Genomic DNA, 557 nt, shown 5'->3' with positions numbered 1-557 from the left:
CGGACTAGTCAGTAAACGGCGCTTCAAGCGCCGACACGGCACCTCTCACAGAGACATGCGAGAAGCAAACGAACCCAATAAGACGTGGTGCGCTGACTACAAAGGGCAATTCAAGATGCTCGACGCACAGATGTGCTTCCCTTTGACCGTTACAGACCACGCCTCCCGTATGATTTTGGCGTGCAGGGCCCATCCCAAGATCATGACCAAGCCGGTGAAACAGGCCTTTGAGAGGCTTTTTCAGGAATATGGAATGCCGGACGTCATTCGTACTGACAACGGTGTTCCCTTCGCCTCTCCGGGCTTGGCAAGAATGTCCACCTTGGCAGTTTGGTGGATCCGATTAGGTATCTATCCGGAACGAACGATGCCGGGAAGACCCGCCCAGAATGGTCGCCATGAGCGAATGCACCGTAGCTTGAAACTTGAGTTGCCGTTAGGGAAAAACTTGATAGAGCAGCAGCTTTTGCTGGAGCACTTCAGGCATGAGTTCAATTACGTGCGGCCTCATGAAGCACTCGGTATGAAACGTCCTGGAGAGCTGTATGTGCCATCTA

Annotated in this window: 1 protein-coding gene; it reads left to right on the top strand. The window is 53.0% G+C overall.

The window, feature by feature from the left end; translation table 11 throughout:
• Window positions 1-557: integrase core domain-containing protein (locus tag C9383_RS07115; RefSeq protein ID WP_146164706.1), on the top strand; the 557-nt coding region annotated here is incomplete at both ends.

The organism is Pseudomonas palleroniana (genome assembly GCF_003031675.1).
Taxonomy (GTDB): Bacteria; Pseudomonadota; Gammaproteobacteria; order Pseudomonadales; family Pseudomonadaceae; genus Aquipseudomonas; species Aquipseudomonas palleroniana.
This window is presented reverse-complemented; position numbering and strand designations above follow the sequence as displayed.